The sequence below is a fragment of the Rahnella inusitata genome (assembly GCF_003263515.1).
Lineage (GTDB): Bacteria > Pseudomonadota > Gammaproteobacteria > Enterobacterales > Enterobacteriaceae > Rahnella > Rahnella inusitata.
Genome location: NZ_JYDE01000020.1, coordinates 196528 through 209184, shown reverse-complemented (window position 1 = coordinate 209184; position 12657 = coordinate 196528). Strand labels below are relative to the sequence as shown.

Annotated in this window: 7 protein-coding genes; 5 read left to right on the top strand and 2 right to left on the bottom strand. The window is 55.3% G+C overall.

The annotated features are described in order from the left end of the window. Position 1 precedes the first annotated feature (1 nt). Positions 2–1603, bottom strand: coding sequence for a cellulose biosynthesis protein BcsE (gene bcsE, locus TU92_RS13750; RefSeq protein ID WP_112167784.1), 1602 nt, complete (start codon positions 1601–1603; stop codon positions 2–4). Between the two features lie 202 nt (positions 1604–1805). Here bcsE and bcsR point away from each other — a divergent pair, with 202 nt between their 5' ends. The 5 genes from bcsR to TU92_RS13725 are packed head-to-tail and all read left to right on the top strand — an operon-like array spanning position 1806 to position 11007. Then, positions 1806–2015 (top strand): cellulose biosynthesis protein BcsR, encoded by a 210-nt coding sequence (gene bcsR / locus TU92_RS13745; protein WP_112167783.1) that lies wholly within the window; start codon positions 1806–1808, stop codon positions 2013–2015. 2 nt (positions 2016–2017) lie between these two features. After that, entirely contained in the window at positions 2018–2743 is a 726-nt protein-coding gene (gene bcsQ, locus TU92_RS13740; protein WP_112167782.1) for a cellulose biosynthesis protein BcsQ, read from the top strand. Further along, a complete protein-coding gene (gene bcsA, locus TU92_RS13735; protein WP_112167781.1) occupies positions 2740–5352 on the top strand; it encodes a UDP-forming cellulose synthase catalytic subunit in 2613 nt (870 codons plus the stop codon). The genes bcsQ and bcsA overlap by 4 nt, the downstream gene beginning before the upstream one ends. Continuing rightward, on the top strand, positions 5352–7688 hold the full coding sequence (bcsB, locus tag TU92_RS13730) for a cellulose biosynthesis cyclic di-GMP-binding regulatory protein BcsB (RefSeq protein ID WP_112167780.1): 2337 nt from the start codon (positions 5352–5354) through the stop codon (positions 7686–7688). Before bcsA ends, bcsB begins: the two co-directional genes overlap by 1 nt. Before the next feature lie 4 nt (positions 7689–7692). Next, positions 7693–11007 carry a cellulose synthase subunit BcsC-related outer membrane protein gene (locus tag TU92_RS13725; RefSeq protein WP_425272543.1) on the top strand — a complete coding sequence of 1105 codons (3315 nt, stop codon included), beginning with the start codon at positions 7693–7695 and terminating at the stop codon, positions 11005–11007. Between the two features lie 89 nt (positions 11008–11096). On the opposite strand, the gene TU92_RS13720 is transcribed toward TU92_RS13725, so the two are convergent. After that, entirely contained in the window at positions 11097–12635 is a 1539-nt protein-coding gene (locus tag TU92_RS13720; RefSeq protein WP_112167778.1) for a YdgA family protein, read from the bottom strand. Between the last annotated feature and the right edge of the window lie 22 nt (positions 12636–12657).

Below are 12657 nucleotides of genomic sequence, written 5' to 3'. Positions count from 1 at the left end.
GTCAGAGTTCCGGTGTCTTTATCACGGGCGCATCACTGATGGCCAGCGTAATGGGAACGGGCTGATGCACCGGGGCGCGTTTCAGCGGTTCGATTTTGTGAGCGGTATAAGCTTCGGCTGGCAGAACCGGCTGCGGCATTGGCGGTTTGGCAACCAGACGGCGGACCTCGGACTGGATATCCAGTTCCTGACTCCAGAAGGTCTGGCTGGTAAAAACGTCTTTAACCGGCAGATTGAAGAGAAATGCCAGCACGCTGTCGACATCACTGACCAGGCAATTGGACAGGAACAGATAAAGATGTTTTTCCGTGACGGTCAGGATATCCCCGTCGCGGCGCAAAGAACACAGTGTTACCGCCTGCTGCGGGCTGATGCCGATGGCCGGTCGCAGGGAGATAAGGATCCCGCGTGATTCGGTGGCGAGAGAGGCGTGCGTCCAGATATCTTTCATCACACTGCAAAATACCGGCAGTGGCAGATAGCCTTTATGGTGCGTGGGTAAACGGCTGTCGAGCAGCACCTCAATATCTTCCGGAACATGGCGGGTGAAGCTGAGGTTTTGCAGATCGTCGAGCAAAGTCAGAAAGTTGGAGAGGCGCGCTGCGTGTGGAACCACCAGGTTTGCCCCGCAGGCCTGCAACAAACGTTGATCGACATAACGCAGCGAGGAGTTCATTTCGCGAATAACGATTTTCAAACCGTTACCGCGCTGCATGCGCAGGCGATGGATCTGCCGCGCCATAACTTCCACCTCATCGTTTCCGGCCAGGGCAAATATAACCGTTGCGGCACGGGCATGCGCCGCTCTTTCTGCCAGCGCTGCGTTATCCTCAAACAAAAACCAGCGTTCGGAAAGCGAGGGAGCGCCTTCCAGCACGGAGCGTTCAGCCAGTAACATCCACTGGTCATCACCGGTTTGTTCAGCCACTGACGCCGGGGTGTTTTTCAGAATTTCCCAGCCGGTTTTGCGCGCGCTCAGCGGGTAAAGAGTATTGGCTTCTGACACCACATTGTCATGCCACCACGACACGCCCCACTGATTGGGTTCCACATCTGTTTTAAGTTCGGCTAACCCACATATTTGGCGATGGTATAAATGCAGCTGGGTTTTAATCGCATTAATACCCGCGCCATAGCAGAGAATAAGACAGGTGCTGTTTTTGTTATCAGTGGTATCGCTGATTTCACGTACCCAACGGGTAAGTTGTTTATCGTTTAACGTGAGCCATGAACTGGCGGGGAGCAATAAAATCATCAATGAGGATTGCGTATGACGTAAACGGTTAATATCTGCCGGCAATGCCAGAAAGGGTTTCTTTCCATTGGTCAGCTGATAATAAGCAATCTGTTTAGGCGTTTCTTTCAAAGAGGTTAAAAGAACATCATCTTCAGCTAGTCTTTTTTGTGGATCATTGCAAACTAAATTGTGTTCCGAAAAAAGAACATTCACTCGTGCAATGCCTTGCTGTGCCTCAATAACTTGCCCGCACAACCGATACGCGGCCTCCTGACTGTCCGCATTGACCCAGTAAAGACCCCGATTTTGCATTTCCGCTAATCCATTCCAGAATTGCTTCATGCCCAATGAAAAGGAGAGTGCCATAGAGTTAATCTGCTTATATTCGTTTTCGATGGAAACCCACTTGGGACACGTTGATAAATGTGAGTATAATAAATTCTATCATTGCTACATTAAATAATCATAAATCTTCACAATAATGTTTGATACTAAAAAGCCTACAGGGTCGCTGAATTCTGGCCGGAGAAGGGTGTGAGTTTTTGAGTGAATGCAGGAAGGGGAAAGAATGAACGCCAATATTATAGACTCAGACGAATCCGAACCGGGTAAAGACGATGATTTCTTTGCACTGAGTCACCTTTTTTCTGTATCAGAATTAAATTATGTCGATATAGCCCGTAAAGAGAAAATTCCGCAGCTGATGTCACGCTGGCCGTTGCTCGCAGAGCTGGCAAAATTTGACGAACGTTCCCCACCCGACGCGGAGAAAAAATAAGTATGGCAGTTATCGCGTTACAGGGTTTTCGCGGGGGGAGCGGCACGACGTCTGTCACCGCCGCACTGGCCTGGGCTCTTGCGAAGTTGAATGAAAAAGTTCTGGTGATCGACTTCTCACCGGAGAATATGTTGCGTTTGCATTTTGGTATGCCCTTTGACGAGGGGCGCGGGTGGCAGTCTGCTCATCATGCTGACGAGCCATGGCACGCCGCGGCCATGCGTTATCACTCCCATCTTGATTTTTTGCCTTACGGTCACGTTTCGCCTTCAGGCGATCGGGTGGCTGATTTCGACTGGTCACGGGCCATCACACAGCTTAAGAATACCGGTGTGTATGATTGGATCCTCATCGACTCACCGTCTGCGGATCCACTCCCCGCACAATCGGTGGCTGACAGTGCGCTGATTTTGCTGCACGCGGACACGCAGTCGCACGTCCGTTTGCACCAGCAGCCGCTGCCAAAAAATGGCCGCTATCTGGTCAATCAGTTCATCACCTCAAGCCAGTTACAACAGGATATTTTGCTGTTGTGGCAGGAGACACTCGCGCCACTGATTCCGACGATTTTGCACCGTGACGAAGCGATGGCCGAATCCCTTGCGGCCAAACAACCAGTGGGCGAGTGGAATGCGAACAGCAAAATCAGCCGCGAATTAAATACGCTGGCGAACTGGTGCTTACTGCATTTGCGCAGCAAAAACGATCCGCGGAGCGCCAGAGTATGAGCCGCCTGCTGAACCTGTTGCTGTTGCCACCGGTGATATCAGGATTGCAGGCGCGTTATCGTCAGTACCGCAGCCATCACGCATCACGCAGCGCTGCCGCCGTCATGGTGTTTTGCGTTGCTGTGGGCTGGTTATTCTTGCGTTTTGAATCTCCGTCATGGCAGCGCGTGAATTCACAACGCACGCGCTGGTATCCGCAGATTTCTGCCGAACACCCGAAGTTCGCTGACCCGTTGCGCTATATGCTGCAAAGCCTGTGGCTGCTGATCATCCTTCCTTCCAACGGTGTGCGTGAACGTTTTACCTACGTGCGCTGGCCGCAGCAGTTGCGTGACAAAGTCTATGGCTGGCTGGAAGCGCTGCCGGTTAAAGTGGAGCAGAATCCGCTGGAGGCTCGCGTCATCCGCCGTCTGAGTACGCTCAATCGCGCAGTGAAACGAGTGCTGATGCTGCTGGCCGGTATTGTGGCGCTGGTTCTGGCGATGTTTTGTATTTCACAGCCGTTCGGCTACACGGCGCAGTTTGTTTTTGTGGTGTTGCTGTGGAGCATCGCGATGCTTATCCGCCGCATTCCCGGCCGTTTTCCGGCGCTGATGATGATCGTTTTGTCGCTGACCATTTCCTGCCGCTATCTGTGGTGGCGCTATACCTCGACCCTCAACTGGGACGATCCTCTGAGCCTGACCTGCGGCTTGTTGCTGTTGTTCGCTGAAACCTATTCATGGACGGTGCTGGTGCTCGGTTACATCCAGACCATCTGGCCGCTGAACCGTAAACCTGTGCCGATGCCGGTGGATGTGTCGACGTGGCCCACCGTTGACCTGATGATCCCCACTTATAACGAAGATCTCAGCGTAGTGAAACCGACGCTGTATGCCGCACTGGGGTTGGACTGGCCTCGGGACAAGCTGACAATTTATCTGCTTGATGACGGCAACCGGCAGGAGTTTGCCGATTTCGCCCATGAGATTGGAATTAAATACATCGCCCGCGAAACCCACGAGCATGCCAAAGCGGGGAATATCAATCATGCCCTGAAACAGGCGAAGGGTGAGCTGGTGGCGATTTTTGACTGCGACCACGTGCCGACCCGTTCTTTCCTGCAACTGACCGTCGGCTGGTTCTTCAAAGACAAAAAACTCAGCATGTTGCAGACGCCGCATCACTTCTTCTCGCCGGATCCGTTTGAACGTAACCTCGGGCGCATGCGTCGCACGCCCAATGAAGGTGAGCTGTTTTACGGACTGGTGCAGGACGGCAACGATCTTTGGGACGCCAGCTTCTTTTGCGGTTCCTGTGCCATGCTGCGTCGCGATGTGCTCAATGAGATCGGCGGCATTGCGGTAGAAACGGTGACCGAGGATGCGCACACCTCGCTGCGAATGCATCGCCACGGTTACAGTTCGGCGTATATCCGCATTCCACAGGCGGCCGGGTTGGCGACAGAAAGCCTGGCGGCGCACGTCAGTCAGCGGATCCGCTGGGCGCGCGGTATGGTGCAGATCTTCCGTCTGGATAATCCGCTGTTTGGTAAGGGGCTGAAACTGGCGCAGCGGCTGTGTTATGCCAACGCCATGATGCACTTTTTGGCCGGTATTCCTCGTCTTATCTTCCTCACCGCGCCGCTGGCGTTTCTGCTGATGCATGCCTACGTGATATACGCGCCGGCCTTTGCTATCGCGCTGTACGTGCTGCCGCATATGATCCACGCCAGCCTGACGAACTCCCGCGTGCAGGGGAAATACCGTCACTCCTTCTGGAATGAAATTTATGAAACGGTGCTGGCCTGGTATATCGCCAGGCCGACGACCGTGGCGCTGTTTAATCCTCATGCCGGTACCTTTAACGTCACCGCCAAAGGGGGGCTGAATAAGCATGCTTACGTGGACTGGAAAATCAGCCGGCCTTATCAGGTGCTGATGCTTCTCAATCTGGCCGGGCTGTTCTTCGGTATTTATCGCATGATTTACGGCCAGGCAGATGAAGTGCTGACTGTGCTGGTGAGCATGGCGTGGGTGATTTACAACATGATTATTCTGGGCGGCGCGATTGCTGTGGCGTTTGAGTCCAAGCAGGTGCGTCAGGCCCACCGCGTCGAAGCCAAAATGCCCGCATCCTTACTGCGCCCGGACGGCCACCTGTATGTGTGTACCGTTCAGGACTACTCCGACAACGGCGTCGGGCTGGAAACCGACAGTGCCAGCTATTTTAATGCCGGTGACAACGTCACTTTAATTCTGCATCGTGGTTTACAGGAATATGCTTTCCCGGTTCAGGTCAGCCGCGTGTTTGGCAAAAGCATGGGCATGCAGTTGCAACCGTTAACCACACAACAACACATCGATTTCATTCAATGTACGTTTGCCCGGGCAGACAGCTGGGTATTGCGTGAGGACAGTTTCCCGGAAGACAAGCCAATGGAAAGTCTGCGCGAAGTGCTGGGGCTGGGTATTCGCGGTTATTTGCGCATGCTGGATATCGCCCCGCAACGCTACCGTCCGCTGGCCGCCAAAACCCAGTCAGTTGGCAGCTGGCTATTGTCTTTCGCCCCACGTAATCCGCCGCTGTCCGTTCAGCCTGATGAATCAACCCTGATGATGACAAAATAATGAAAAGACTTCCTTTGACGACTTTAGTGGCCTCCGCGCTGATGACGCTGGCTTTGGGTTCTGTGGCGCCCGCGTTCAGTGAGCAGGCTGCGGCCATCGCACCTCAGGCGGACACAAGCGCACCTCAGGTAGCGTTGCCGATGGTTGCGCCTGCGGTCAATCCGATGATTATCCCCGGCGCACCGGTGCGCAGCCTGACGCTGCCGTTTGCCGATGTGGCGCCGACGCCAGGCGCGATTACCTTGCGCGGCATTCAGCCCAACGGGCAGATTGAGTTCGGTGTGCGCAGTGATGAAGTGGTGACGCAGGCCACGCTGAATCTGGAATTCACGCCGTCGCCGTCGCTTATCCCGGTACAGTCGCACCTCAAGGTGTATCTCAACGACCAGCTGATGGGCGTGGAAGTCATCGATAAAGACCAGCTTGGTAAGAAAAACCACCTGCAAATGACGATTGATCCGCGCTACGTCACCGACTTCAACCGCATCCGTCTGGAGTTCATCGGCCATTATCAAAACGTCTGTGAGAACCCGGCCAACAGCACGCTGTGGCTGGAGCTCGGCAAGGGCAGTTCGCTCAGCCTGCAATACCAGAAGCTGCCGCTGAGTAACGATCTGGCGCATTTCCCGGTGCCGTTCTTCGATGCGCGTGACAGCCGTCCGCTGGATCTGCCGATGGTCTTTGCGGCGTCCCCTGATGCCACGCAACAACAGGCGGCGGCCATTCTGGCCTCATGGTTCGGCACCAAAGCGCAGTGGCGCGGTCAGTCGTTCCCTGCGCTTTATAACCAGTTGCCGGACAGCCACGGGGTGATTTTCGCCACCAACGATAAGCGCCCGGATTTCCTCAAAGATCTGCCGCCGGTGAAAGGACCGGTAGTGGAGATGATGAGTCATCCGGATAATCCGTACGTTAAAATGCTGCTGGTTCTCGGTCGCGACGATCAGGATTTGCTGACCGCCGTGAAAGGGATTGCGCAGGGGAATATCCTGTTCCGCGGGCAGACCGTGGGCGTGGATAAAGTCGAACAGATTCAGGCTCGTCAGCCTTACGATGCGCCAAACTGGGTGCGTACCGACCGCCCGATGAATTTCGGGGAATTGAAACAGTACGCCGAACAGTTACAGTCGGACGGAATTCAGCCGAACCCGATCACCCTGAATATTAATTTGCCGCCGGATCTGTTCCTCATCAGCAGTTCAGGCATTGATATGCGGCTTAAGTACCGCTACACCTCGCCGCAGCTGAAAAACACCTCGCGGTTGAGCATCAGCCTGAATAACCAGTTTATGCAGGATCTGACCCTCAAAACCGGTCACGATGAAGATTCACAATTGTTGCATCTGTCGCTGTTGCAGGGGCTGCTCGATGGCAGCAAAGACCTGAATATTCCGGCGCTGAAACTCGGCGCGGTAAACCAGATGCGTTTTGATTTTGATTACACCTCGCTGCTGGCGAGCGGAACGGAAGGTCGCTGCGAAACCTATACGACAGTGCCCAATCATGTGGTGATCGACGACAGCTCGACCATTGATTTCTCCGGTTACCGTCACTTCATGGCGATGCCGGATCTGCGGGCATTTGCCAACGCCGGTTTCCCGTTCAGCCGGATGGCGGATTTGTCTCAGACGCTGGTAGTCGTTCAGCCACAGCCGCAGCCGGTGCAGCTGACCACGTTGCTGAATGCAATGGGGAATATCGGCGCGCTGACCGGTTATCCGGCGCTGGGTGTCGGCCTTACGGAAGATGCAGCGAAAGCTAAAACGACCGATGCCGATTTGCTGGTGATCGGCGCATTGCCTGCCGATTTACGTGATGACAGTATGCGGGATGACAAGAAAGCCAACCTGCTGATTAACGCCGCACGGGATGCAATCAATACGCCAATCCGCCAGACGCCGTTGCCGGATAATACCGCTCCGGCCAGCGACGCCCGCGTCGATGCCAGCGCGCAAATTACCGCGCAGGGGCCTATTGCTGCTGTCGTCGGTTTGCAGTCGCCGTATTTCGATCAGCGCAGCGTGGTGGCCCTGATGGCAAACGGTCAGCAGGGCTTCGACATGCTGAACACGTCATTGCAGGATACCAAACAGCGCGCGCTGATTTATGGCTCCGTGGCGGTAGTGCGTGATTCCGGTACCAGCAGCCTGCGGGTCGGCGATACCTATTACGTCGGGCATCTGCCGTGGTGGGAGCGCGTCTGGAATGCGCTGGCCACCCATCCGGTTTTATTGGCCTTTATGGCAGTGATCGTGGTGATTCTGGCGACTATTCTGCTGTGGACCGGTCTGCGTACGTTAAGCCGTCGTCGTCTGCATGAAGACGATCAGGAATAAGCGCGTGAAAACTTGTCGTAATACGCCGCTCACCTTTAACCGACTGGCCCTGACACTGGGGCTGGTACTTTTGCACACCCCGGCGGGCGCTGCGCCGGTAGTGTCGCCAGAGCAATGGTTGCTGGAGCAGGTGCGGGTCGGCGAGGCCAGCCATCAGGAAGATCTGGTGCGTCAGTCGCTGTTCCGACTCGAACTGATGGATCCGCAAAATCCGCAGGTACTTTCCGCCCGTTTGCGTCTTTTCCTGCGCGAAGGGAATCAGGCACAGGCGAAACAGCAGCTGGAGAAAATTCAGCAGGTTGCGCCGGGCTCTGCCGAATACCGTCAGGCGCAACTGAGCCTGCACATCGCCTCACCGGAAATGCAGCAAAAACTGCAACAGACGCGTTTACTGGCAACGGCCGGACGTCTCGATGAAGCCAAAGCGCAGTACGACACGCTGTTTCAGGGGCAACCGCCGACGCTGGATTTAGCGGTGGAATACTGGCAGTTAGTCGCGCGTCTTCCGGGGCAGAAAGCCCGTGCGCAAGCGCAGCTTCAGACACTGAATAATCAGTATCCCGGTGACGTTCAGCTGCGCCTGCAACTGGCGCAAATGGCCTTTGATGCCGGAGACAATGCCCAGGCGGTCGGTCTGGTCAAACAGGTAGCCACCACCAATGAAGGGCGATCACCGGCGGCGGATCTTTGGCTGGCGCGCATCAAGGCGCAGCCGGTCGGCAATGCCAGCGTCGATGCGTTGCAGCAGTTTATCACCACCTTTGATACCGGCCCGCAGGTGATTGCTGCGCAGCAGGAACTGCAGCGTCAGCAGGCCATGCTGGCAGATCCTCATTATCAGGCGCGCGTCAAAGGGCTGGCGCAGATAGAGAAAGGCGGTTCGACGGCGGCGATTGCACCGCTCAGGCAAGCCTTGCAGGAACAACCGAATGACGCCGAAGTTCTGGGCGCAATGGGACTGGCGTATTCCCGCTCGGGTAACCGTCAGCAGGCGCTCGCGATGTTTCAGCGTGCCAAAGCTGCCGAACAGAATGGCTACAACGCCGACAAATGGAACAGTCTGATCCAGACCAACAGTTACTGGCTCAAAATCGAGCAGGGTGATAAAGCACTGAAAGCCGGGCAGCCTGAGCAGGCAGAGGCTGCCTATAAACAGGCACAACGTACCGATACCCGCGATCCCTGGGCGCAGATTGGCCTCGGTGACGTCGCTGTAATGCGCAAAAACGACCCGCTCGCCGAACAGGCATACCGCCGCGCACTGTCTCTCGAACCCAACAACGGCAGCGCCGAGCGCGGGCTGGTGAATATCTATCAGCGTCAGTCACCGCAAAAGGCGCTCGATTATCTCAATACCCTGTCTGCGACGTCACGAGCCAGACTCAGCGATCGTCAGAAGAGTTTGCAAAGCGATATGCTGACCGCGCAGGCAGAGAAATATGTGTCGGAGCGCCAGTGGCATCAGGCGGCCAACCGATATGCTGAGGTATTGAAACTCAATCCTGATGATGTCTGGAGCACTTACCATTACGCCAATGCGCTGCGCGAAGCGGGGGAACCGGCGAAAGCCGACGCGGCGTTTGCACATCTGGCTGCTAAGAAGCCGGCGGATCCGCAGCAGGTCTACGCTTATGCGCTGTATCTCTCCGGTTCAGATCGCGACGATGCCGCTTTACGCCATTTACACACCCTGCCGGAAACGACGTGGGACGCCAATATGCGCGAAATGGCGCAGCGTATCGGGCTCGATAAAACGTTCACCGGCATTGATACCGCACTGGCATCGGGCAATACGGCGCTGGCGAAACAGCGCTTGCAGCAGGCAAATCTTTCCGCTGAAAGCCTCAGCTTTAATCAGCAACGCCGCATCGCCACCGCCTGGCTGGACGTCGGTGAAACGACCAAAGCCTATGCGTTATTACAGCCACTGAAGATATCTGCACGTTCGCAACCGGCCGGTCAGGACAAGGCGCTGATTTACCGCAATGCGGCGAATGTCGAGCAGCAGCTCGGTCAGCCGGATCTCGCGCGTCAGGATTACGGACAGGCGATGGTGGCCAGCGGGATAACCGACAGCGTGCCGCAAGACAACGACGGCTATACCCGTCTGACCCGTAATAACGCCGCGGACGACTGGTTGAAACGCGGGATACGCGCCGATGCCCATGACTTATACCGTCAGCAGGATGTGAATTTCACGGTGGATAACGATTCCTGGACATCAAGCGGCACGCCGGGAAAATCCGATCTGACGGCCAACACCATGATGTTCCAGGCGGATATGCCGGTCTATCATGGACGCGGATTCCTGCGCGCCGACTGGGTGCGGATGGATGCGGGCACGTTTGACGGTCAGAACGGCAATTATGATGAAAGCTTCGGCACCTGTGGCGACATCAGATCTGAATGCCGCCGTTACCGCAGCCAGAATGCTAACGGCCTGAGCCTGGCAGCAGGCTGGGAAAACGAAACATGGAAAGGGGATTTAGGCACCACGCCGCTCGGATTTGAAGTAGTGGACTGGGTCGGCGGGCTGGCGTACAGCGGTGACTGGCATCAAATCGGCTGGACGACCACCGTTTCACGCCGTCCGATTTCCAGCTCATTACTGTCTTTTGCCGGTGCGAAAGACCCCGGTACGAATACCACCTGGGGTGGCGTTCGCGCAACCGGTGCCAGTCTCGGCCTGAGTTACGACCAGGGTGAGGCCAACGGCGTGTGGGCCGATCTCAGCGCGCATCAGTTGACCGGCGAGAACGTGGCGGATAACACCCGCGAAAGGCTGATGGGCGGCTATTACTACAAAGTCATCAATGAAGATAACCGGCGGGCGACCGTCGGCCTGAGTTCGATGGTCTGGCATTACCAGAAAGATCTCAGCGGCTATACGCTGGGACAGGGCGGTTATTACAGCCCGCAGCAATATTTTTCTCTGGCGGTACCGGTGAATTATCGTCAGCGCACCGAAAACTGGTCATGGCAGCTGGGCGGTTCGGTCTCCTGGTCGCGTTCTTCCACCCGCGATCAGACGCGTTATCCGATCCAAAGTCTGGTGGCGGATACGGTGATGAACAATGAAACGGATAAAACGGCGGTTGATTCAGGCAGCAGCGGTTCCGGTTTCGGTTATACCGTGCAGGCGCTGCTGGAAAGAAGGGTGAGTTCGCACTGGACGGTCGGGGCAGGCGTGGACATTCAGCAGGCGAAAGATTACACGCCGAGTCACTATCTGCTTTACGCCCGATATTCGCTGGGCGGATGGCAGGGCGATCTGGATATGCCTCCGCAGCCTTTAACACCTTACGCTGACTTTAAATAAGACGTAAAAATGAAATAAAAAAGAGGGGGATCGGATGATCCCCCTCTTTCATTTGCAGCTCAGAACGCCTTTTAACAGCGTTGCGTCAGTTACTGAGCCGGAACCGGTGCAACCGGCGGTGCCAGAGGCGCCGGGGCTTCTGTCTGTGGCTGAGCAACAGAACCGCCGAAGATGCCAAACAGACCGGCAAATTCCTGCAACGTCATTTTCTGACCGTTCAGATCAACCTGATTGTCGGCATAGCTGAAGCTGCTGGAAATGGTGTCATCTTTGACCGTGGTCAGTTTAAACATCTGGCCCATGGCTGCGATACCCTGAACCTGCTGCTGTGCCAGTTTGGTGGCATCATCGCCGGTGTAACCTTCCAGTTTCGCGACCTGCGTGGTGACCTCAGTCGCCATTGGCAGCGGTATGGACAGTTTAGCGTCGATCTTGCTGACCAGCTGAGACAGCATCTGGTCCTGAGTTTGTGCAGGCGTTGCGGACGGATCTTTCAGATCCAGCTGCAGGTTGAAGGTACTTTCGCCTTTGCTGTTTTTCCAGCTCAGCGGAGCAATGCTGATGCTCGGGTTACCTTTAAGCAGTAATGGCAGGTTTGCCAGCACCAGGTCAGCAGCTTGTTGTTGATACACCTGCGGATCCAGTTCACCTTGCTGCATCAGCAGGGCGCGCGATTGCTGGTTGTAGTTATCAGCAAACTGTTTCAGAGCCGCACCGTCCAGCTTATCCAGCTTCAGGGACAGTTTTGCAGAACCGAAATCAGCACCCTGAATTTTCAGTGCATCAAGGGTGTAATCCTGCTGGCCGCCAATGTTATTGCCGTTCTCAGAGAATTTGCTCACCAGCTTGAAGTTTTCCAACGAGACGGCGTCTTTACCGTCAACGTTAACCAGGATCTGTTTCACGTTCAGGTTTTGATCGCCCACACCGACCTGGAATTTACCCTGTTGGGTATCGCTGTCCATGTCAAAACCGCTAAGCGTCACTTTCTCAAGCTGGCCCCACTGGTTTTTAGACGTGATCGCTACGCTGTCGATGTTACTTTTCAGCTTCATCGCCGTCAGTTCTTTATCTACATCCACATTCACCGTACCGCCGGAGAATTGCAGCTGGCTGTCTTCTTTCTGGTAAGTCACCGGAATGATGTCGATAGCCGAAGAACTTGCACCGCTGTAGGACACACGGCTGTCTGCGGTGATTAGCGAACGGCCTTTGGTCACGTCAAACAGTGGTTTCAGCGTTGGCGTGTTTTGCAGTTCGGAATGCACCGACGCCATGCTTGGGATCAGGTTGAATTTCTTCAACTGAGCCGCAGGGAAAGGGCCGTGATCGATGGTTTCGATAAACGCGATTTCATCGCCAGTTTTCAACGCGCTGGTACCCGCGGTAGCCGCAGCGGCGTCAGGTTGCAGAACGATGCGCAGTTTGCTGCTGAACAGCCCGCGATGATAATCCTGATAGCTGACTTTCAGACCGGCTTTCGGGAAGGCAGTCTGCAACTGGGTGTTGGCCGCGGCGACTTCCTCATCCATATGCTGCTCAATGAGTTTACCCGTGTACCACGAGACGCCTGTCCAGGCTGCGCCAAGGACCACAATGACGCTTACAGCGACTAACGACTTCTTCATATCTCTGTTTATCCTTATGAAA

What these genes read in the sequence shown, in the direction of transcription:
- bcsR (WP_112167783.1), top strand. Translation starts at nt 1,806, where the DNA reads ATGAACGCCAATATTATAGACTCAGACGAATCCGAACCGGGTAAAGAC.
- bcsE (WP_112167784.1), bottom strand. Translation starts at nt 1,603, where the DNA reads ATGGCACTCTCCTTTTCATTGGGCATGAAGCAATTCTGGAATGGATTA.
- bcsA (WP_112167781.1), top strand. Translation starts at nt 2,740, where the DNA reads ATGAGCCGCCTGCTGAACCTGTTGCTGTTGCCACCGGTGATATCAGGA.
- bcsQ (WP_112167782.1), top strand. Translation starts at nt 2,018, where the DNA reads ATGGCAGTTATCGCGTTACAGGGTTTTCGCGGGGGGAGCGGCACGACG.
- TU92_RS13720 (WP_112167778.1), bottom strand. Translation starts at nt 12,635, where the DNA reads ATGAAGAAGTCGTTAGTCGCTGTAAGCGTCATTGTGGTCCTTGGCGCA.
- bcsB (WP_112167780.1), top strand. Translation starts at nt 5,352, where the DNA reads ATGAAAAGACTTCCTTTGACGACTTTAGTGGCCTCCGCGCTGATGACG.